At 65.3% G+C, this 19,518-nt stretch carries 19 protein-coding genes and 2 tRNA genes; 11 read left to right on the forward strand and 10 right to left on the reverse strand.

From position 1 onward, the window contains the following. The first annotated feature begins 49 nt into the window (after positions 1–49). Positions 50–373, forward strand: a complete 324-nt coding sequence (gene trxA / locus ABTU82_RS08595) for a thioredoxin (RefSeq protein WP_116646953.1) — start codon at positions 50–52, stop codon at positions 371–373. A 128-nt stretch (positions 374–501) separates the two neighbouring features. Here the strand turns inward: trxA and ABTU82_RS08600 are convergent, their stop codons facing one another. From ABTU82_RS08600 to rpmH, 9 genes are all read right to left on the reverse strand, one after another. Then, positions 502–849: a tryptophan synthase subunit alpha gene (locus ABTU82_RS08600; protein WP_116646954.1), complete on the reverse strand. Its 348-nt coding sequence runs from the start codon at positions 847–849 to the stop codon at positions 502–504. 71 nt (positions 850–920) lie between these two features. Beyond that, positions 921–1,886 carry a ParB/RepB/Spo0J family partition protein gene (locus ABTU82_RS08605; RefSeq protein WP_116646955.1) on the reverse strand — a complete coding sequence of 322 codons (966 nt, stop codon included), beginning with the start codon at positions 1,884–1,886 and terminating at the stop codon, positions 921–923. Further along, positions 1,886–2,779, reverse strand: a complete 894-nt coding sequence (locus ABTU82_RS08610) for a ParA family protein (protein ID WP_116646956.1) — start codon at positions 2,777–2,779, stop codon at positions 1,886–1,888. The genes ABTU82_RS08605 and ABTU82_RS08610 overlap by 1 nt, the downstream gene beginning before the upstream one ends. Positions 2,780–2,978: 199 nt before the next feature. Beyond that, the gene (rsmG, locus tag ABTU82_RS08615) at positions 2,979–3,605 is read right to left on the reverse strand and encodes a 16S rRNA (guanine(527)-N(7))-methyltransferase RsmG (protein ID WP_407172923.1); all 627 of its coding nucleotides are present in this window, start codon (positions 3,603–3,605) and stop codon (positions 2,979–2,981) included. A gap of 21 nt (positions 3,606–3,626) precedes the next feature. Beyond that, the gene (locus tag ABTU82_RS08620; protein WP_116646958.1) at positions 3,627–4,127 is read right to left on the reverse strand and encodes a Jag family protein; all 501 of its coding nucleotides are present in this window, start codon (positions 4,125–4,127) and stop codon (positions 3,627–3,629) included. Positions 4,128–4,149: 22 nt separating this feature from the next. After that, positions 4,150–5,238 (reverse strand): membrane protein insertase YidC, encoded by a 1,089-nt coding sequence (yidC, locus tag ABTU82_RS08625; protein ID WP_407172924.1) that lies wholly within the window; start codon positions 5,236–5,238, stop codon positions 4,150–4,152. A 3-nt stretch (positions 5,239–5,241) separates the two neighbouring features. After that, the gene (gene yidD, locus ABTU82_RS08630) at positions 5,242–5,598 is read right to left on the reverse strand and encodes a membrane protein insertion efficiency factor YidD (RefSeq protein WP_116646960.1); all 357 of its coding nucleotides are present in this window, start codon (positions 5,596–5,598) and stop codon (positions 5,242–5,244) included. Then, the gene (rnpA, locus tag ABTU82_RS08635) at positions 5,595–5,927 is read right to left on the reverse strand and encodes a ribonuclease P protein component (protein WP_116646961.1); all 333 of its coding nucleotides are present in this window, start codon (positions 5,925–5,927) and stop codon (positions 5,595–5,597) included. The genes yidD and rnpA overlap by 4 nt, the downstream gene beginning before the upstream one ends. 23 nt (positions 5,928–5,950) lie before the next feature. After that, entirely contained in the window at positions 5,951–6,088 is a 138-nt protein-coding gene (rpmH, locus tag ABTU82_RS08640) for a 50S ribosomal protein L34 (RefSeq protein WP_026302947.1), read from the reverse strand. Positions 6,089–6,387: 299 nt separating this feature from the next. On the opposite strand from rpmH, the gene dnaA reads away from it, so the two are divergent. From dnaA to ABTU82_RS08675, 7 genes are all read left to right on the forward strand, one after another. After that, on the forward strand, positions 6,388–7,836 hold the full coding sequence (dnaA, locus tag ABTU82_RS08645; protein ID WP_116646962.1) for a chromosomal replication initiator protein DnaA: 1,449 nt from the start codon (positions 6,388–6,390) through the stop codon (positions 7,834–7,836). Positions 7,837–8,269: 433 nt separating this feature from the next. Further along, the gene (dnaN, locus tag ABTU82_RS08650) at positions 8,270–9,412 is read left to right on the forward strand and encodes a DNA polymerase III subunit beta (protein ID WP_116646963.1); all 1,143 of its coding nucleotides are present in this window, start codon (positions 8,270–8,272) and stop codon (positions 9,410–9,412) included. Positions 9,413–9,440: 28 nt separating this feature from the next. Continuing rightward, a complete protein-coding gene (gene recF, locus ABTU82_RS08655) occupies positions 9,441–10,598 on the forward strand; it encodes a DNA replication/repair protein RecF (protein ID WP_407172927.1) in 1,158 nt (385 codons plus the stop codon). Further along, positions 10,591–11,082: a DciA family protein gene (locus tag ABTU82_RS08660; protein WP_116646965.1), complete on the forward strand. Its 492-nt coding sequence runs from the start codon at positions 10,591–10,593 to the stop codon at positions 11,080–11,082. The genes recF and ABTU82_RS08660 overlap by 8 nt, the downstream gene beginning before the upstream one ends. Positions 11,083–11,205: 123 nt before the next feature. Further along, complete coding sequence (gene gyrB, locus ABTU82_RS08665; protein WP_116646966.1) at positions 11,206–13,245, forward strand: DNA topoisomerase (ATP-hydrolyzing) subunit B; 2,040 nt, start codon at positions 11,206–11,208, stop codon at positions 13,243–13,245. A gap of 54 nt (positions 13,246–13,299) precedes the next feature. Next, positions 13,300–15,903 carry a DNA gyrase subunit A gene (gene gyrA / locus ABTU82_RS08670; protein ID WP_407172928.1) on the forward strand — a complete coding sequence of 868 codons (2,604 nt, stop codon included), beginning with the start codon at positions 13,300–13,302 and terminating at the stop codon, positions 15,901–15,903. Next, complete coding sequence (locus ABTU82_RS08675; RefSeq protein ID WP_116646968.1) at positions 15,900–16,304, forward strand: DUF3566 domain-containing protein; 405 nt, start codon at positions 15,900–15,902, stop codon at positions 16,302–16,304. Before gyrA ends, ABTU82_RS08675 begins: the two co-directional genes overlap by 4 nt. 13 nt (positions 16,305–16,317) lie before the next feature. Here the strand turns inward: ABTU82_RS08675 and ABTU82_RS08680 are convergent, their stop codons facing one another. Then, positions 16,318–17,040 carry a VIT1/CCC1 transporter family protein gene (locus ABTU82_RS08680; protein ID WP_407172930.1) on the reverse strand — a complete coding sequence of 241 codons (723 nt, stop codon included), beginning with the start codon at positions 17,038–17,040 and terminating at the stop codon, positions 16,318–16,320. 118 nt (positions 17,041–17,158) lie between these two features. Between ABTU82_RS08680 and ABTU82_RS08685 the strand changes: the two genes are divergently transcribed. The 3 genes from ABTU82_RS08685 (at position 17,159) to ABTU82_RS08695 (ending at position 19,517) form a co-directional block, all read left to right on the forward strand. Beyond that, a tRNA-Ile gene (locus ABTU82_RS08685) sits at positions 17,159–17,232 on the forward strand. Between the two features lie 10 nt (positions 17,233–17,242). Continuing rightward, positions 17,243–17,315, forward strand: a tRNA-Ala gene (locus ABTU82_RS08690). An 876-nt stretch (positions 17,316–18,191) separates the two neighbouring features. After that, complete coding sequence (locus ABTU82_RS08695; RefSeq protein WP_407172931.1) at positions 18,192–19,517, forward strand: NtaA/DmoA family FMN-dependent monooxygenase; 1,326 nt, start codon at positions 18,192–18,194, stop codon at positions 19,515–19,517. Position 19,518: the final 1 nt, after the last annotated feature.

Genomic DNA, 19,518 nt, shown 5'->3' on the forward strand with positions numbered 1-19,518 from the left:
GGCCCCGACCGGCGTTATCACGAGCAGAACTTCCCACTAAGGAGATGCAATGACCGCTAAGGCGACGACGTCCGCCACATTCGAGCAGGACGTCCTGAACGCAGATGGACCCGTCCTGGTCGACTTCTGGGCGGAGTGGTGCGGCCCGTGTCGCATGGTCGGACCGATCCTCGACGAGATCCAGTCCGAGAACTCCGAGAAGATCACCGTTCTGAAGCTCAACGTCGACGAGAACCCTGACCTGGCCATGAAGTACCAGATCACGTCGATTCCGGCGATGAAGGTCTTCCAGGGTGGCGAGGTCAAGACGACCATCATCGGCGCGAAGCCCAAGTTCGCGCTCGAGAAGGATCTCGCTGCGTTCATCGGCTGACACATTCCGTCTCGCGCATACTGCTCCGCGCAGCATCCGAGAATCCCTCGTAACCCCCGTGGTTGCGGGGGATTCTCGCATTCCCCCACGGGCATCTCCTGTTTCGGGATCAGCTCACGGGGATCGGGTCACTGCGCGTCGAGACGGATCGCCGCATCCCATCGACGGTGGTTCTCCTCATTGCCCAGCAGACGCCACACGGCTCGGGTCAGTGGCGGATAGTCCAACGCGATCTGCCGGAGAACCCGGTAGTGCCGCGCCCGGTTGGGCCGCGCTCCACCGTTCTCGGCGATGTTCTCGGCCCGAAGGATGAGCACGACGAGCTCGTCGACCGTGGGGAGGTCCTCCATGAAATCCCACGGATCTTCGCCGTCACGCAACCTCTCGTGGACGAGAACGGAGAGTTCGTCGGCTGCCTCTGCGCGGAGCAGTTCGAGGCTCGCCCTCCTCCGGGGCTGGTCGTCATGCGTGGCCATCCATCAAGGGTACGCGGCGAGAACACCCCTCGGCGCCGCCGACGGCGAATGCGTGGGGCGAGGTTCCGGCCTCAGGCGCCGTAGCCCTCTTCGCCCATCTCCGAGAGAATCCGGTTGAGATCCTGGATGGTCGCGAAATCAATGCTGATCTGGCCTTTACGTGCTGTCAGGGCGATTCGGACCTTCGTGTTCAGCCGGTCACCCAGCCGCTCCGCGACCTCGTCGAGGTGCCCTCGCCGAGCGCCGGCCTTCGGAGCCGCTCGCTTGAGCTCGGGAGTCTTGGCCGCGGCCTCCGCCGCGCGCACCGAGAGGTCTTCGTTGACGATCTTGTCGGCCAGCCGCTGCATGGCATCGGGCCCGTCCACCGAGAGGATGGCACGTGCGTGACCTGCCGTGAGAACGCCGGCCGCAACCCGTTGCTGCACCGGCACAGGCAACCGAAGCAGACGGATCGTGTTGCTGATCTGAGGACGGGAGCGTCCGATGCGGGTCGCCAGCACGTCTTGGGTGATACCGAAGTCTTCGAGCAGCTGCTGATACGCCGATGCTTCTTCGAGCGGGTTCAGCTGCGAACGGTGGAGGTTCTCGAGGAGAGCGTCACGCAGGAGATTCTCGTCGGAGGTCTCTCGCACGATCGCCGGGATCGTCTCGAGCCCGGCCTCACGCGAAGCGCGTGTGCGTCGCTCCCCCATGATGAGCTCGTAGGTTCCGTCATCCAGCGGTCGCACGACGACCGGCTGCAGCACCCCGAACTCACGGACGCTGTGGACGAGCTCGGCGAGGTCGTCGGGATCGAAATTGGTTCGCGGCTGCCGGGGATTCGGAACGATCTTGTGGGGGTCGACCTGAATCAACCGCGCTCCCGGCACCGTAACGAGCTGCGCGGCCTCATCCTCTGCGCGTGCTACCGCCGCCTGATCGGCCGCCGCCTGCGCCTGCCCATCGGGGAAGAACACGTCGACGGGACGCGACTCACTCTGCTCCGCCGTCGGGATCAGCGCGCCGATCCCCCTGCCCAGGCCAGTCCTCTTCGCCATCAGGCTTCCTTCCGGTCAACGGCATCTCGCCGGATGATCTCGATCGCGGCTTCGCGATAGGCAATGGCGCCGGCCGACTGCCCATCGTAGGCGATGACGGTCTGTCCGAAACTCGGCGCCTCCGATACGCGCACCGATCGCGGGATGACGGTGCGCAGCACCTCGTGGGGAAAATGCTCTCGCACCTCCTCCGCCACCTGCTGAGCGAGGCGCGTGCGTCCGTCGTACATGGTCAGCAGGATCGTGGACAGTCGAAGGCTGGGATTGAGGTGCTTCTGAATCATCTGCACGCTACCGAGCAGCTGGCTCAGACCTTCGAGGGCGTAGTACTCGCACTGGATCGGAATCAACACTTCGCGGGCCGCGGTGAAGGCGTTGATCGTGAGGAGACCGAGCGACGGAGGGCAATCGATGATCACGAAGTCCATGCGGTGATCAGGATCGTTCACGTACTCATCGAGGGCGGTGCGCAAGCGGTGCTCGCGTGCGACGCGCGAAACGAGCTCGATCTCCGCACCGGCGAGATGAATCGTGCTCGGCGCGCAGAAGAGATGGGGAGACTCCGGGCTCTGCTGCACGATGTCAGCGAGAGGGACCTCGTCGATCAGCACGTCGTAGATACTCGAGACCTCAGCGTTGTGGGGCACGCCGAGGGCCGTGGAGGCATTCCCCTGCGGATCGAGGTCGATGACGAGCACACGGGCCCCGACCTGAGCCAGAGCGGCAGCGACATTGACGGCACTCGTCGTCTTTCCGACTCCGCCCTTCTGGTTCGAGACGGTGATGATGCGGGTCTCGCCGGAAAGCTGCACTTCGACGCTCTCGAGAGCACGTCGTCGGGCGGAGAGGTTGGCGATCTCGCGGGCGATGGGCGAGTCCTCGAAAGCATCCATCGGCGACCGGTCATCGGGATGTTTCACGTGAAACTCTCTCCTTCTCGCCGGTTCGGCACACTCGATCGAGTCTACGTCAGGGGGCGGACAGCATCTATTCCGGGTGGGTTTCACGTGAAACATCGTCGCCGCGGGCATGCGTCCGTCGTGCCCGCGACGACGGCCGATGTTTCACGTGAAACGGGGGCGGGGTCTACGGTTATGCGCGGACGAAAGCGCGAATGACGCGCGTGGGCTCGTCGAGCAGATCAGCACCCACGACCTCGACTCGAGCATCGGTCACCCTATGAGCACGAAGCTGTTTCGTCGCGGCGCTGATCTCGTTCTGCGCATTCGCTCCTTTGAGAAGCACGAGCTCGCCGCCACTGCGAACGAGGGGCGCCGTCCAGGGGAGAAGCGTCTTCAGAGCGCTGACTGCGCGAGCCGTGACCATATCGAGAGTCCCGGCTCCCGACCATTCCTCACCGCGCGAGCGAACGATCTCGACATTGGTCAAGCCGAGCGTGTCGACCTGTTCCGCCAACCACACGGTACGGCGCTCCATCGGTTCGATGAGAACCCACTCGACGTCGGGGCGTGCGATCGCGAGCGCGATACCCGGAAGGCCGGCGCCGGATCCGACGTCGCCGACCCGTCCCGTGAAGAGCGGTGCAACGACGGCACTGTTCAGTACGTGGCGCGTCCACAACCGGGGGAGTTCGAGGGGTCCGATCAGACCGCGTTCCTCCCCGTGCTCGGCGAGAGCGTTCGTGAACCGACGGGCCTGGTCGATCGTGTCGCCGAAGATGACAGCGGCAGCCGCCGGCTCGGCTTCGAGAGAGGTCATCGATGTTTCACGTGAAACGCGTCAGGCGCGGCGGATGACGGGGTGACGGTCCGCGCCCTCGCCGAACGACTCGGACGCATATCCGCGGTCCGCTGCGATGTCGTGAATCAGTTTCCGCTCATAGCTCGACATCGCCGGCAGCGAGGCCTGCGATGAGCCTTCGTCGATGCGCGCGATCGCACGATCGACGAGCACCTCGAGCTCGCGCTGGCGAGCATCGCGCGATCCACCGACGTCGAGGATGAGACGCGAGAATCGCCCGGTACTGTTCTGCACAGCGAGCCGCGTGAGTTCCTGCAGGGCGCGCACCGTCTCGGGCTCTGCGAGGCGGGCGATAGGTCCCGCTGCATCCGCCTCGACGGAGACATAAGCGCGACCGGCGCGGACATCCATCGCCAAGTCGCCGTCGATGTCGGCGATATCCAGAAGCGCTTCGAGATAGTCGGCGGCGACGTCGCCCTCCTGCTCGAGCTGCTCATCGGTAGCGGGGGCGGGTGCTTCGGTCTGCTCGGAAGTCGTCATGATCGTCTTTCAGGTGGTGCGGTCAGCGAGGTGTGGGCGCGTCGGGCGCATCGGGCGACGACGGCGGGGATGCTGCCGGACGAGCGGCCGTCGGCTTCGTGCCCTGCTTCTTGGCGCGCTGCTTGCCGACCGGTTGCTGGCGCTTGGGGGCTGCGGCGCGTGCGCGCTCGGCCTCCTCGAGCAGACGCTGCTGTTCGGCCTGGTACTTCTCCATGGGAACGACCTTGCCGTTCGAGTCGATCGCCTTGCCCTTGCGAGCGAGGCGCTCCTCGCGGGCTTTCGCAGCCTCGGACCCGGGAGTCGGCATCTCGCGGATGACGATGAACTGCTGAACCATCGTCCACAGGTTGCTGGCGAACCAGTAGATGACGACGCCGAGGGGGAAGAACACACCCGAGAAGATGAAGCCCAGCGGCAGGATGAAGAGCATGACGCGCTGCATCTGGTAGGCCTGGCCGGTCTTGGCCTCGGGGGACAGGTTCTTCGAGATGATCTGCAGCTGGGTGAAGAACTGCGACGAGATCATGAGCACCACGAGGATGATCAGGATGATGACCGACACCTGGCCGTCGGGCTGGCTCCATGCCGTCGTCAGGTTGACGTGCAGCGAAGCGACGTCGAAGAGCTTGGCGTCGTAGAACTCCTGCGTGAGCCGGTTGTCAAGGAGCCCGACACCACTGAAGCTGGGATTGGTCGCGATCTTCTGCACGTCGTTGAGCACGCTGAACAGCGCGAAGAACACAGGCATCTGCACGAGCAGAGGCAAGCAGCTCGACACCGGTGTCGTGCCGTGCTTCTTGTAGAGCGCCATGGTCTCCCGGCTCATGGCCTCACGAGAGAGCTGATCCTTCTTGCCGCGATATTTCTCCTGAACTTTTCGCAGTTCAGGAGCGATTTCCATCATCTTTCGCTGGCTCTTGATCTGACGGACGAACAGCGGAATCAGCGCGGCGCGCACGACGATCACCAGACCGACGATCGAAAGCACCCACGTCAGGCCCGCTGCGGGCGCCATGCCGATCGCCGTGAACACCCAGTGCCACGCGACCAGCACGAGTTCGACCAGCCACTTCAGTGGCCAGAGGATGGTTCCAATCAGGTCGAAGCCCAAGAGTCAGTCCTTTCCAGGGGGCACGACGAAGCCGTGCCGGGTGAGCTCATAGCGGAAGGCGCGGTGAGGCGGCACGTCGTCGATGCCACCCTGAGCCCAGGGATGACATCGGGCGAGTCGCGCGGCCGCCAGAACCACGCCTTTCACGACCCCGTGCTGCTGCACCGCACCAACCGCGTACGCCGAACAAGAGGGGTAGTACTTGCACACGTCGCCATAGACGTGGGAGATCGTCGCGCGATATGCGTGGAGAACACTCAGCGCCGTGTTGCGCGGCACGAGAGGAACCGAGCGCACGAGATCGGATGCGACCCAGTGTCCGTTCCCCGTCGACGAGGTCGGCAGAGTGGAGGTGCTCATACGGCCCTCCGCTTCAGACAGCGGACGACGTCGTCACGCAGTTCCGCGAAGTCTGCCGTCGCTGAACCGGGCAAAGCACGGATCACGACATCTGCCCCGGGGCGAACGACCTCGAGAGCCTCCGCGCACACGGCCTTCAGCCGACGCCGGACGAGATTGCGCGTGACTGCCGAACCGACCTGTCGGCTCACGATGAAACCGAAACGAGCCGGCGCGTCGCCGCCACCGCCCACGTAGGTGACGGTGTGCGTTCCCGCACACCGAGCACCGCGCCGGACGATGGCTTTATAGTCCGATCCGCGCGTGAGTCGGTTCGGCTTCGCGAGCACGGGGTGGGTGAGACCGAGTGAGGTCAGGCCGAGAGCTCGGTGCGCCCCTTGGCGCGCCGAGCCGAGAGGATGGCGCGACCGGCACGCGTGTGCATGCGGGCACGGAAGCCGTGCTTCTTGGCGCGACGGCGGTTGTTGGGCTGGAACGTACGCTTGCTCATGAGATAACTCCGGTATCGGATGCCGCCCGGGCGATCATCCGGGCCCAGACGGTGGGGACTGCCACGAGGGCATAAGTCAACCGACTAAGACTAAGCCGGACTTCCTGAGAACTCAAACCCGATCGAGGCCAAAGAGCGATTATCCCCAACCTGTGGGGTTCCCCCTGGCAATGACACGCCGCCCGGATCTACAGTGGGTTTTGCTCTCGTGACGACCGCTGACTAACGTGTGTCTCCGATAGTTATCCACAGGTTCGGCGCGCCCGTCGATCTGAGACGCGCGAGCTCCCGGGGGGACGATGTCACCGAACGAGGTCGCCGACGTCCCCATTTGGCCCGCGGTTCTCGAGATGCTCGACCGGGACGACCGCGTGACTCCCCAGCTCCGGGGGTTCCTCAACCTCGTCGTGCCCAGCGGTGTCTACGCCGGCGTTCTGTACCTCGACGTACCGAACGATCTGACCGCAGCGCAGATCAACAAGCGTCTTCGGCTGCCCCTGCTCGAGGCCCTCACCCGGGTCGAGGCACCCGAGCCCGCCGCATCCTTCCGGGTCGCCGTGAACCCCGACCTCATCGACGCTCATCTCAGCTCGCCGGCGAACTCGCCGCATCCGGAGATCGACCACGAGCCGGCCCCCACGCCCGCGCCCGCGACGGTTCCCCACTCGCGACCGAACATGGACGATACGTCCGAGTCCGCGTCCCCCGCCTCCCGCAACGACACCCGCCTCAACCCGAAGTACACGTTCGACAACTTCGTCATCGGGCAGTCCAACCGTTTCGCCCACGCCGCGGCGGTCGCGGTCGCCGAGGCCCCCGCGAAGGCGTACAACCCGCTCTTCATCTACGGCGACTCCGGACTGGGCAAGACACACCTCCTGCACGCCATCGGTGACTATGCCGTGAGCATGTACGCCGGCATCCGCGTGCGCTATGTCTCCAGCGAAGAGTTCACGAACGACTTCATCAACTCGATCGTGAATAACCGCGGCTCGGCGTTCCAGGCCAGGTACCGCGATGTCGACATCCTGCTGATCGACGACATCCAGTTCCTGCAGGGTCGCGCCGAGACCCAGGAAGCGTTCTTCCACACCTTCAATACGCTCCATGACCACGACAAGCAGGTCGTGATCACGAGCGATGTGCCCCCCAAGCACCTCACCGGCTTCGAAGACCGCATGCGCAGCCGCTTCGAGTGGGGCCTCATCACCGACGTCCAGGCACCCGACCTCGAGACGCGTATCGCCATCCTGCGCAAGAAGGCACAGAGCGAGCGACTGCAGATTCCCGACGAGGTCATGGAGTACATCGCGACCGTGGTGTCGTCGAACATCCGTGAACTAGAGGGCGCACTCATCCGTGTCTCGGCGTTCGCCAGCCTGAACCGCTCGACGCTCGACATGTCCCTCGCCCAGACGGTGCTGCGCGACATCATCGATCAGGACGACCAGAACGTCGTCTCACCGACCGACATCATCACGGCGACCGCTCAGTACTTCAAGCTGTCGGTCGACGATCTGTACGGGTCGAGTCGCTCGCAGTCGATCGCGATCGCCCGTCAGATCGCGATGTACCTGTGCCGGGAGCGCACGAGCCTGTCACTGCCGAAGATCGGTCAGCTGTTCGGGAACCGCGACCACACCACCGTGATGTACGCCTATAAGAAGATCAGCGACCTCATGAAGGAGCGCCGATCGATCTACAACCAGGTGACGGAGATCACCACGCAGCTCGGCCGGTCCCGCTGATCCTCTCCGACTGAGCCCCTGTGACCCCCTTCCACGGGTCTCGGGGGCTCTTTCGTGCGCAGACGGCCCCTCAGAGGGGTTCTCGAACGACGTTCTGCACATGTGGAAAACGTGTGGATAACTACGATTTCCCGTGCGCGGGATGTGTACGGATTCGACAGACCTGTGGACAGAGCCTCGGATGCTGTGATCCCGACGACGACATGTTGGGGGCGGTTTCCGCACCGAGTCCACATCTCACACGCGTGTAGTTCCCATGTCGCGACAGGTATCCACCGAGTTGTCCACAGTTTCCACAGCTGTTAACAAGATGAAGAACAAAAATTGTTAAGCAAGCCGGGTCGATCACCTTTACGGCGGCAACGGGCTTTCCGGATCATCCGGGAGCGGGCACTAGCATGAGTAACCCAAGCCCGACGTCGAGGGAGCACCCGTGAAATTTCACGTCAATCGTGATGTGTTCAGCGAAGCCGTGTCGTTCGTCGTCAAGCTCCTGCCGCAGCGGAACCCGCAGCCGATCCTTGCGGGAGTCTTGATCGAAGCGAGCGACGAGGGTCTGTCGCTCGCCGCTTTCGACTACGAAGCATCCGCCCGCACCACCATCGAGGCGACCGTCGACGAACCGGGCACGATCCTCGTCCACGGGCGTCTGCTGTCCGAGATCGCGAGCCGCCTGCCCAACGCGCCGATCCAGATCGTCGTCGACGATGACGGCGGAATCGTGCTCACCTGCGGTTCGGCGCGTTTCACGCTGGCATCGATGCCGGTTCAGGAATATCCCGCCATTCCCGAGGTCAATGGCGAGTCCGGCCTCGTTCCCTCCGAAGACTTCGCGACGGCCATCGCGCAGGTCGCCTTCGCCGCGTCGCGCGACGATGTCACCCCGGTTCTCACCGGCGTGCAGCTCGAGGTGTCGGGAACGCGCTTGAGCCTGGTGGCCACCGACCGCTACCGCGTTGCGCTCCGCGAGATCCCCTGGGACGGCGGAACCTCGGCCTCCGACGAGCCGACCACGGCCCTCGTCCCGGCACGAACCCTGCAGGAGGTCGGCAAGACCTTCGCCCACGGTGGTGACATCTCGATCGCCTTCTCCGGCTCGGGCGACCGCGAGATCATCGCGTTCACCGCGGGCAACAAGACCGTGACATCGCTGCTGATCAAGGGCAACTTCCCCCCGGTCCGCCGGCTTTTCCCCGAAGCTACTGACCACCACGCGGTGGTCAACACGGCAGAGCTCGCCGAAGCGGTTCGTCGTGTCGCGCTCGTGCTCGACCGCTCCGCACCGCTGCGTTTCACGTTCACCGCCGACGGCGTCTCGATGGATGCGTCCGGCACCGAGCAGGCGCGCGCCTCCGAATCGGTCGACGCGACTCTCGTCGGCGAGGACGTCACCCTCGGGCTCAACCCGCAGTACCTGCTCGAGTCGCTCGGCGCGGTCCGCAGCGAATTCGCGCGCGTCACCTTCACGTCGAGCGAGAACGCCAACAAGCTCAGCCCCGTGCTGGTCACGCCCCAGACATCGGGCGGCGAGGAGTCGTTCAAGTACCTGCTGCAGCCGAACCTCCTCCTGCGCTGACGTCGGACGTCGCGGGTAGGCTTCCCCGGTGATCGTGGAGCAGCTGAGTCTCGTCGACTTCCGCAACTACGCGGTCGCCGACGTGTCACTCGGTCCCGGGGCCAACGTGTTCGTCGGTCGCAACGGTCAGGGAAAGACGAATCTCGCCGAGGCGATCGCCTACCTCGCCACCCTCGGGTCGCACCGGGTATCGAACGATGCCCCGCTGGTTCGCGACGGCGCGGAGGCCGCCATCGTCCGAGCGCGCCTCGCGCACGGCGAGAGAAGCGTGCTGCTCGAATTGCAGGTCAACCGCCAGGGCGCCAACAAGGCCCGGGTCAACGGCGCGGCCGTGAAGACGGCGGAGCTGCCGCGGTACGCGCAGGTGATCCTGTTCGCACCCGAAGATCTCCAGATCGTGCGAGGAGACCCGTCTGCCCGTCGCAGATTCGCCGATCAGCTGCTCGTGCAGCGCGCTCCCCGTCTTGCCGGCGTGCTCGGCGACTACGACCGCGTGCTCAAGCAGCGCACCGCACTGCTCAAATCCGCGAAAGCACGCGGCGTGCGCGGCGATGCTCTGTCGACTCTCGACGTGTGGGACGACAAACTCGTCGCGCTCGGTACCGAGGTCATCGAAGCGAGGCTCTCGCTGGCCCGTGACCTCGCGGCGCCCGTCGCCGGCGCCTACACCGCTATCGCGGGTGCCGATCACGATCCGCGGCTCGAGTGGGCGCTCTCGGTTCGCGGCGGAGATCCTGAAGACGACGAATCGATCGACGGTGAATCGACCGACTCGGGTTCTCTGGCAGAGCAGTTCCGCGCCGCGCTCGCGGCGCGACGTCCCGCGGAACTCGAGAGAGGGCTGACCCTCGTTGGCCCGCATCGAGATGATCTGGTGCTGCGCGTACGGGGCCTGCCGGTCAAGGGCTATGCTTCGCACGGCGAATCGTGGTCGGTCGCGCTCGCCCTGCGACTCGCGTCGGCCGAGCTGCTGCGAGCGGAGTCGCGTCTGGGTGATCCGGTGCTCATCCTCGACGACGTCTTCGCCGAGCTCGACGCCGGCCGTCGGTCGCGACTGGCCGATCTGGTCGGCGGCTATGAGCAGGTCATCGTGACGTCGGCGGTGGAAGAAGACGTGCCCGACGCACTCCGCGCGCGTCTGGTGCGGGTCGATTCCGGACGGATCGTCGAGGCCCCCGATGCCTGACGAGGCGGATCTCCCCGAATCGATGGCGACATACCTCCGCCTGCGCGGACTGGAGCCCTCTCCCTATCGGCGCAAGCGCCGGCAACGACGCTCGGCCGATTCCGAGGAGAACGCTCCGTTCACGGCGGGTCGCGATCCCCACGGTGTCGGCGACGTGCTCGCCGACTTGACTCGGACGGCGGGATGGAACTCCGCCCTCGCCCGCGAAGACCTCGTCCGCACGTGGGATGACGTGGCCGGCGACGAAACGGCCAAGCACACGCGACCGGTGGCACTCGACGCCGGGATGCTGACGGTGCAGGCCGATTCGACGGCCTGGGCCAAGCAACTCCAGCTCATGCGCGCGCAGATCCTGTCGGAGATCGTCCGGCGGTTCCCGGAGGCGGGGGTCGACAGCATCCGCTTCATCGGACCTGACGTCCCCTCTTGGAAATGGGGTCCCAGAGCGATTCAGGGCCGTGGTCCGCGCGATACCTACGGTTGAGCTAGGTCCGATCTTGGTTACGGCATTTTCATCGCGTCACAGAGGCGTATAAGCGTCGGGATCCTGCCGGCACAGGGTAGACTGGCCGAGTTACCGATGACCGATGTGGAGCGCGCGAAACCTATGACGTCCGTGAACCCCGACAGCGTTCCTGAAGAACCCGAATCCCGGCCCGCAGAGAAAGTTCACAACGACTACGGCGCCGATGAGATCCAGGTACTCGAAGGGCTCGAGGCGGTTCGCAAGCGCCCCGGCATGTACATCGGCTCCACCGGTGCTCGAGGACTCCACCACCTGGTGTATGAGATCGTCGACAACTCGGTCGATGAGGCCCTGGCCGGGTACTGCGACACGATCGAGGTGACGATCCTCGAAGACGGCGCTGTCCGCGTCGTCGACAACGGTCGAGGCATCCCCGTCGACATGCACCGCACCGAGGGCAAGTCGACCGTCGAGGTCGTTCTCACCGTGCTGCACGCCGGCGGAAAGTTCGGCGGCGGCGGATACGCGGTGTCGGGTGGTCTGCACGGTGTCGGCTCGTCGGTCGTCAACGCCCTCTCCTCGCGTCTCGAGGTCGCCGTGCAGCGTCAGGGCTACTTCTGGCGTCAGTCGTACCGCAACGGCGGCGTGCCCGAGGCACCCCTCGCTCAGGCAGAGCCGAGCGACGCGACCGGTACGACCATCACGTTCTGGCCGGATGCCACGATCTTCGACACGGTCGACTTCGACTACGAGACCCTTCGCACGCGCTTCCAGCAGATGGCCTTCCTCAACAAGGGGCTCCGCATCACGCTGCGCGATGAGCGTCCGGATGCCATCTCGGTCGAAGCGAGCGAAGACGGCGAAGAAACGCCGCACCACCCGAACGACAGCTTCCTCTACGAGCGCGGGCTCGTCGACTACGTCGAGTACCTGAACAAGGTGCGCCGCGCAGACGTCGTCAATGACGTGATCATCGACTTCGAATCCGAAGACACCGAGCGCAAGATCGCGCTCGAGATGGCCATGCAGTGGACCACGAGCTACACGGAGAACGTCTTCACGTTCGCCAACACGATCAACACCCACGAGGGCGGAACGCACGAAGAAGGTTTCCGTGCGGCCCTCACGGCTCTGGTCAACAAATACGCACGGGCGAACAACCTCCTCAAGGAGAAAGACGAGAACCTCTCCGGCGAGGACGTTCGCGAGGGTCTCACAGCCGTCATCTCGGTGAAGCTCTCCGAGCCGCAGTTCGAGGGTCAGACGAAGACCAAGCTTGGCAACACCGAGGCGAAGGCGTACGTGCAGAAGGCCGTGGGCGACCGCCTCGGCGACTGGTTCGATCGCAATCCCACGCAGGCCAAGAACGTCGTCCGCAAGGCGATGGATGCGAACACCGCGCGCCTCGCGGCACGCAAGGCGCGCGAGACCGCGCGTCGAAAGAGCGTGTTCGAGTCGGCGTCCATGCCCGACAAGCTCAAGGACTGCACGAGCAAAGACCCGAAGATCAGTGAGATCTTCCTCGTCGAGGGAGACTCGGCCGGCGGTTCGGCGGTGCAGGGTCGCGACCCGCACATCCAGGCGATCCTGGCCCTCCGCGGCAAGATCCTCAACGTCGAGCGCGCGCGTCTGGATCGTGCTCTCGGCAACAACGAGGTGCAGGCGATGATCCAGGCCTTCGGCACCGGCATCGGCGAGGACTTCGACATCGAGAAGGCGCGGTATCACAAGATCGTGCTGATGGCCGATGCCGACGTCGACGGCCAGCACATCACCACCCTGCTTCTCACGCTGCTGTTCCGCTACATGCGGGGCCTCATCGAGGCGGGGTTCGTCTACCTCGGCCAGCCGCCGCTCTACCGCTTGAAGTGGTCGAACGCTCCGCACGAATACGTGTACAGCGATCGTGAGCGCGACGCATTGCTCGCGGAGGGCATCGCCAGCGGCAAGCGTGTGCCCAAGGACAACGGAATCCAGCGCTACAAGGGTCTCGGCGAGATGAACGCCAAGGAACTGTGGGAGACCACGATGGACCCCCAGACGCGCACCCTCCTCCAGGTGACGATCGACGACGCCGCGGCGGCGGACGAGATCTTCTCCGTCCTCATGGGCGAAGACGTCGAGTCGCGTCGCGGCTTCATCCAGCGCAACGCCAAAGACGTGCGCTTCCTCGACATCTGACGCGTTCACTCGCGCCCCCGAGCTCGCTCAGGGACCGATCAACGGAAAGAACACATGGCTGACGAAGAACGCTCGATCCCCGAGCACAACCACGGCCGCATCGACCAGGTCGATCTGCAGCTCGAGATGCAGCGGAGCTATCTCGACTACGCGATGAGTGTCATCGTCGGTCGCGCGCTGCCGCGTGTCGAAGACGGCCTCAAGCCCGTGCACCGTCGCGTCATCTACGGCATGTACGACGGCGGGTTCCGCCCCGACAAGTCGTTCTCGAAGTGCGCCCGTGTCGTGGGCGAGGTCATGGGGCAGTACCACCCGCACGGTGACGCTCCGATCTACGACGCCCTCGTGCGCCTCGTCCAGCCGTGGTCGTTGCGTTACCCCCTCGCTCTCGGACAGGGGAACTTCGGATCCCCGGGCAACCAGGGTGCGGCCGCCCCGCGCTACACCGAGACGAAGATGGCTCCCCTCGCGCTCGAGATGGTGCGCGACATCGAAGAAGAGACCGTCGACTTCGAGGACAACTACGACGGGCAGACCCAGGAGCCCGTCGTGCTCCCGGCGCGCTTCCCGAATCTGTTGGTCAACGGCTCGGTGGGTATCGCCGTCGGTATGGCGACCAACATCCCGCCCCACAACCTGCGTGAGGTCGCCGCCGGCGCGCTCTGGGCGCTCGAGCGCCCAGAGGCCAGCCGCGAAGAACTGCTCGAAGCGCTCATGGAGCGCATCCCCGGGCCCGACTTCCCCACCGCGGCGCAAATCCTCGGAACGCGGGGCATCAAAGACGCGTACCGCACGGGCCGCGGCTCGATCACGATGCGCGCCGTCGTCAACGTCGAGGAGATCCAGGGCCGTACGTGCCTCGTGATCACTGAGCTGCCCTATCAGGTCAACCCCGACAACGTCGCGGTGAAGATCCGCGACCTGGCGCGCGATGGCAAGATCACCGGGATCGCCGACATCCGCGACGAGAGCTCCGACCGCACCGGTCAGCGCCTCGTGATCGTGCTGAAGCGCGACGCGGTGGCCAAGGTCGTGCTGAACAACCTGTACAAGCACACGCAGCTGCAGGACAACTTCGGCGCCAACATGCTCGCGATCGTCGACGGGGTGCCCCGCACTCTGCCTCTCGACGGGTTCATCAGCTACTGGATCGCGCACCAGGTAGACGTCATCGTGCGGCGCACGACCTTCCGTCTGCGCAAGGCCGAAGAGCGCGCTCATATCCTGCGCGGATACCTGAAGGCGCTCGATGCCCTCGATGAGGTCATCGCGCTCATCCGGCGCTCCCCCACGGTGGACGACGCCCGCACCGGCTTGATCGAGCTGCTGGATATCGACGGTCTCCAGGCAGACGCGATCCTCCAGATGCAGCTGCGTCGACTGGCTGCTCTCGAGCGTCAGAAGATCATCGACGAAGCGACCGAACTCGAGCTGCAGATCGCCGACTTCAAGGCGATCCTCGCCGACCCCGCCCGCCAGCGTTCCATCATCCGCGACGAGCTCACCGAGATCGTGTCGAAGTACGGCGATGACCGTCGCACCGAGATCCTCCCGGGCTACGACGGAGACATGTCGATCGAAGATCTCATCCCCGAGGAAGAGATGGTCGTCACCGTCACGCGCGAGGGCTACATCAAGCGCACGCGCAGCGACAACTACCGCTCGCAGCACCGCGGCGGCAAGGGTGTGAAGGGTGCCCAGCTGCGCGCGGACGACGTGGTCGAGCACTTCTTCGTCACCACCACGCACCACTGGCTGCTCTTCTTCACCAACAAGGGTCGCGTCTACCGGTCCAAGGCCTACGAGGTTCCGGAAGCCGGTCGTGACGCGAAGGGTCAGCACGTTGCGAACCTTCTCGCGCTGCAGCCCGACGAAGAGATCGCCCAGATCCTCGACATCCGCGACTACGACGTCGCGACCTATCTCGTGCTGGCCACGCGTGGCGGCCTCGTCAAGAAGACGCGACTCACCGAATACGACACCAACCGTCAGGGCGGTGTCATCGCGATCAAGCTGCGCGGCGCAGACGAGGAGGACGGCGACGAGCTCGTCAGCGCCCTGCTCACCGATGAGGGTGATGACGTCTTCCTCATCAGCCGGCACGGCATGTCACTCCGGTTCACCGCGACCGACGACTCGTTGCGTCCGATGGGACGCGCGACCGAGGGCGTGAAGGGCATGTCGTTCCGTGGCGACGACAGCCTGCTGTCCGCGTCGCTCGTCAGCGACGACGGATTCGTCTTCGTCGTGACCGAGGGTGGCTACGCCAAGCGCACCGCGGTCGACCAGTACCGCACCCAGAGCCGCGGCGGACTCGGCATCAAAGTCGCGCGTCTGAGCGACGATCGAGGCGATCTCGCGGGCGGCCTCATCGCCTCCGCGGACGACGAGATCCTTGTGGTTCTTGCCAGCGGCAAGGTGGTACGCTCTGCCGTGGCCGAGGTGCCCGCCAAGGGTCGTGACACGATGGGAGTCGTGTTCGCACGTGCCGGAGGCGATGATCGCATCATCGCGATCGCCCGGAACGGAGAGCGCGGCCTGGCTGAAGCATCCGAATCCGACGGAGATGCCGACGTGGTCGCAGATCCTGCACCCGAGCCCACAACCGAGTCTGTCGAAGAGCCGACCGAGACACCTGAGGAAAGCGCGGACGAATGAGCACGGTAGCCGACAAGCTCGCCAAGAAATCGACGCACAAGACGACCGCGAAGCAGGTTCGCCTGCGTCTGGTCTACGTCGACTTCTGGTCGGCAGTGAAGCTGTCGTTCCTCGCGGCGGTCGCGCTCGCGATCGTCACCGTGGTGTCGTTCTTCCTGGTGTTCATGGTCGTCAACACGACGGGTCTGATCGATCAGGTCGACGAGTTCTTCACGAGCTTCTCCGACGGCGGTGTGTCGATCAAGACCTTCATCGGCCTGCCGCAGGTGATGGCTTTCGCAGCGATCGTCGCCATCCTGAATCTCATCGTCGTGACCGTGCTCGGCGCGGTCATCGCTGGCATCTACAACCTCGCCGTCAAGGTGAGCGGCGGTCTGCTCGTCGGCTTCACCTCGAACTGATCCTGTCTCGGCGTCACACGACGCCGGTGGTCCCCAGGAGTGCACCGATCGCATAGGTAGCAGCCAGTGCGAGCGCGCCGCCGACGACCAGTCGCACGACGGCGCGAGGAGCGGACGATCCACCCAGTCGCGCGCTGATGGTCCCCGTGATCGCAAGGGCGACCAGCACTGCCACGGCCGTCACGGGCACGCGCCACTCCGGCGCCGGAAGCAGGATCGCCAGCAGCGGGAGCAGCGCGCCGACGGTGAAAGCGAGCGCGGACGACGCGGCGGCCTGCCAGGGACTGACGAGGTCGTCCTGGTCGATGTGGAGCTCGACCTCGAGGTGCGCGGCGAGTGCGTCGTGCGCGGTCAGCTCTCGGGCGACCTGTTCGGCGGTCGCCTCCGACAGCCCGCGTCGGCGATACATCAGCGCCAGCTCCCCCAACTCCTCCTCCGGCATGTCCCGCAGCTCACGCTTCTCCTGCGCGATGAGCGCGCGTTCGCTGTCGCGCTGACTGCTGACCGAGACGTACTCGCCCAGGGCCATCGAGATGGCGCCACCCACGAGCCCCGCGATACCCGCCGCCAGGATCGCGGGTATGCCGGCACCGGCGCCCGCGACGCCGACGACGAGCGACGCGACGGAGACGATGCCGTCGTTCGCACCGAGCACGCCGGCTCGAAGCCAGTTGAGCCGGCGGCCGATCCCCGTGCCGTGTTCTTCGCCGTCGTGTGCGGGAGTTTCTGAGGTCACCTGATCAGTGAACCAAACCGCGGCGTTGCACAGCGGACCGGCGCGGTACCGATTCGTGAATTCGTCGCGGTTCCGGTAAAGTCTTCGAGGTTGACGACTTGTTGCGTCAATGTAGTTCGGGGCTATAGCTCAGGCGGTTAGAGCGCTTCACTGATAATGAAGAGGTCCCAGGTTCAAGTCCTGGTAGCCCCACAACAGCCCCGGGGCCTTAGCTCAGTTGGTAGAGCGCCTGCTTTGCAAGCAGGATGTCAGGAGTTCGAATCTCCTAGGCTCCACAGATGGGAAAGCGGTCGCCCGACAGGGCGGCCGCTTTTCCCGTCTTCGGGATCGGGGATTCGAACGGCGAGCGAAGCGAGCGTTCGATGGGCCCCGGCGCCGAGGCTCCGCGCGCTGCGAAGCGGCGCGTGGAGAGCGCAGGGACGGAGGAGGGCGTTACGTGCCTAGGAGACGTGAACTCGCCGACGTTGCAGACGGCATCACCGGACACTTCATTTTTGACTCCCCAGCCAACCCCGACTGGCCTCTCGCGCACGTCTCGTTCGCGGTGCGAGCCGGTCACGGGGTTGCGTATTCATTCGACCTCCTTGACGGCACAGTGGAACCCCCCGCGAAGGAAGTCGAGTCGGTGGCGCACTTTCTGCGCGGTGACTTCACCAGGCACCTAGCGGTGCGCAGGATCGATCCCGCGTGGGTGAGCGCGGCGAGCCTTTCGGTGAGCACTGAGGGGGCGAGTCATGGGACCCGTGTGCTGGTGCGGTGCCAGGTGCTGATCCGAGATGATCGCGGCTTCGTCCACACGTCCACCAGGCGCGGCTCCATGGAGGTTCCCGGATGGGGCATCGGCCAGCGGCTGTCCTTGTGGCTACGACGCCACTTCACCGCGTAGACGAAGCCACGCGACGATCACGCTTCGAGGCTTGCAGGCTTCGCACCTGCGAGGTCACTTCGGAAGCGCGACGAGCTTCGGGGCGTTACGCCCGCGTCGAGGTCGCGTCATTCCCTCGAAACAACCGCCCCCTACCGTGTGAACTGATCGATTCATTTCGGGTCGGTCGCTCGGCACCCTCTCGTCACCGACCGCTTCGTCGGTCGGACGAGAGAGAGCGAAGGAAGGATCGCGGCATGGATCGGATCTCGATGGAGGGCGCGCGGTGAGCCTGCATTTCGGAGTCTTCGAGGTCTACGGACCCCAGATCGGGGGAACCCTCAGCTGGCCGCACCCGCTGAGCGACTCGATCGACTTCGCCGACCCGCAGCACTGGGTCGAGATTGCGCGGATCATGGATCGGACCGGGTACGACTTCCTGTTCTTCGCCGACGGCTTCGGCTATCCGATCCTCGGTGACGACATCGCCCTCGGCGCGGTGGAACGCGGGATCAACTTCTCGGGCTACGACCCCGCGGGGCTCGTCCCGATCCTGATGCGTGAGACCACCGAACTCGGGTTCGTGATCACGGCGAACACGGGCGTCGATCATCCGGTGCAGTTGGCGCGGCGGTTCTCGACGCTCGACGCGATCTCGAACGGACGGTTCGGCTGGAACGTCGTGACCGGCTCCTCGCAGAACGCCGTCGCCGAACTCTTCGGGCACACCGAGATGGTGCCGCACGACGTGCGCTACGCGATCGCGGCCGAGTACGTCGAGCTCGCGAAGAAGTACTGGGAGGAGTCGTGGTCGGATGACGCTCTCGTCGCCGACCCGGTGCGCGGGATCTACGCGGACCGCGCGGGGATCACGCGGGTGACCTACGACGGGGAGCACTACCGCAGCGACGGATACTTCGGGGCGCCTCCGACGCGGCAGCGGACGCCCGTCATCTTCCAGGCGGGGACGTCACCGGCGGGTCGTGCCTTCGCCGCGACCCACGCCGAGTGCGTCTTCGTGCAGGCCACGGTTCCCGCGCACACCGCCCGCAACGTGGCGCACATCCGAGAGGTCGCTGCAGAGCAGGGGCGCGAAGACCCGCGGATCATGTCGGGGCTCACCGTCGTGGTCGCCGAGACATCGCAGGAGGCGCACCGCCTGGCTGCGGAGTTCGACGCGATGCAGACCGATGATGTCGTCGCGACGCTGTACGCCGGCAATACGGGCATCGACCTCCTCGCCCTCGATCCCGACCTCACCCTTCATCAGGTGCTCGAGGCGGGCGGCCCCGTCGGCCAGATGGGTACGAGCAACATCGAGCGGTTCCTCGGCTCGAACGGCGCGCCCGCGCCGACCGTGCGCGAGATCATCGACGACCTGAAGGGCAAGGGAACCCGGGGGTTTCGCATCGTGGGCGATCCGCACGAGGTTGCCGACGGCATCGAGTCGCTGGCTGCAGAGACCGGGCTCGACGGCTTTCTCATCGAGCCCGTCTTCGGTACCCGCGACATCGCCGCTTTCGGAGAACTCGTGCTCCCGATCCTGCGAGAGCGCGGACGCCTGGCCGACCGTGTCGACTGCGAGACGCTCCGCGAGCGGATGCGTCGGTGAA

Source organism: Microbacterium deferens (assembly GCF_045517775.1).
GTDB lineage: Bacteria > Actinomycetota > Actinomycetes > Actinomycetales > Microbacteriaceae > Microbacterium.

What these genes read in the sequence shown, in the direction of transcription:
- trxA (WP_116646953.1), top strand. Translation starts at nt 50, where the DNA reads ATGACCGCTAAGGCGACGACGTCCGCCACATTCGAGCAGGACGTCCTG.
- ABTU82_RS08600 (WP_116646954.1), bottom strand. Translation starts at nt 849, where the DNA reads ATGGCCACGCATGACGACCAGCCCCGGAGGAGGGCGAGCCTCGAACTG.
- ABTU82_RS08605 (WP_116646955.1), bottom strand. Translation starts at nt 1,886, where the DNA reads ATGGCGAAGAGGACTGGCCTGGGCAGGGGGATCGGCGCGCTGATCCCG.
- ABTU82_RS08610 (WP_116646956.1), bottom strand. Translation starts at nt 2,779, where the DNA reads ATGGATGCTTTCGAGGACTCGCCCATCGCCCGCGAGATCGCCAACCTC.
- rsmG (WP_407172923.1), bottom strand. Translation starts at nt 3,605, where the DNA reads ATGACCTCTCTCGAAGCCGAGCCGGCGGCTGCCGCTGTCATCTTCGGC.
- ABTU82_RS08620 (WP_116646958.1), bottom strand. Translation starts at nt 4,127, where the DNA reads ATGACGACTTCCGAGCAGACCGAAGCACCCGCCCCCGCTACCGATGAG.
- yidD (WP_116646960.1), bottom strand. Translation starts at nt 5,598, where the DNA reads ATGAGCACCTCCACTCTGCCGACCTCGTCGACGGGGAACGGACACTGG.
- rpmH (WP_026302947.1), bottom strand. Translation starts at nt 6,088, where the DNA reads ATGAGCAAGCGTACGTTCCAGCCCAACAACCGCCGTCGCGCCAAGAAG.
- dnaA (WP_116646962.1), top strand. Translation starts at nt 6,388, where the DNA reads ATGTCACCGAACGAGGTCGCCGACGTCCCCATTTGGCCCGCGGTTCTC.
- ABTU82_RS08660 (WP_116646965.1), top strand. Translation starts at nt 10,591, where the DNA reads ATGCCTGACGAGGCGGATCTCCCCGAATCGATGGCGACATACCTCCGC.
- gyrB (WP_116646966.1), top strand. Translation starts at nt 11,206, where the DNA reads ATGACGTCCGTGAACCCCGACAGCGTTCCTGAAGAACCCGAATCCCGG.
- gyrA (WP_407172928.1), top strand. Translation starts at nt 13,300, where the DNA reads ATGGCTGACGAAGAACGCTCGATCCCCGAGCACAACCACGGCCGCATC.
- ABTU82_RS08675 (WP_116646968.1), top strand. Translation starts at nt 15,900, where the DNA reads ATGAGCACGGTAGCCGACAAGCTCGCCAAGAAATCGACGCACAAGACG.